The organism is Virgibacillus salexigens (assembly GCF_014905415.1).
GTDB classification, from domain to species: domain Bacteria; phylum Bacillota; class Bacilli; order Bacillales; family Amphibacillaceae; genus Virgibacillus; species Virgibacillus salexigens.
The window spans coordinates 1-297 of sequence record NZ_BNEO01000169.1 but is presented as its reverse complement, the minus strand read 5'-3'; the positions used below and the strand labels follow the sequence as shown (position 1 = coordinate 297).

The following is a 297-nucleotide window of genomic DNA, read 5'->3' as shown; positions in this document are numbered from 1 at the left end:
TACCAGGAATCCTGTTTCTTTGTTATTCGGTAATTACCATAAAGAGAGCACTGTCGGAGCTGGAAGCTAAGGAATCGAATAAAGGGGAAGCATGACTTTGTTTGAAGAGACAACGTTACTAATCTATTATAATAAAGAATACTTACGAATGATGATAGAAGATAATGCAGATACGTTCTATAGGAAACGGAGAAAGCCTACCTATGCTGGTGAATATCGTTATGGTGGGATCGAAATACTAACATATGAAGGAGAAATAGAGGGGGCAGATACATATTAGAACTAGTGGAAGAAGTA

General features: G+C 37.4%; 1 protein-coding gene. It reads left to right on the top strand.

Annotated elements, in window-relative coordinates; all coding sequences use genetic code 11:
* Positions 1 to 97 precede the first annotated feature (97 nt).
* On the top strand, positions 98 to 280 hold the full coding sequence (locus JKP73_RS22710) for a hypothetical protein (protein ID WP_200412044.1): 183 nt from the start codon (positions 98 to 100) through the stop codon (positions 278 to 280).
* Positions 281 to 297 lie beyond the last annotated feature (17 nt).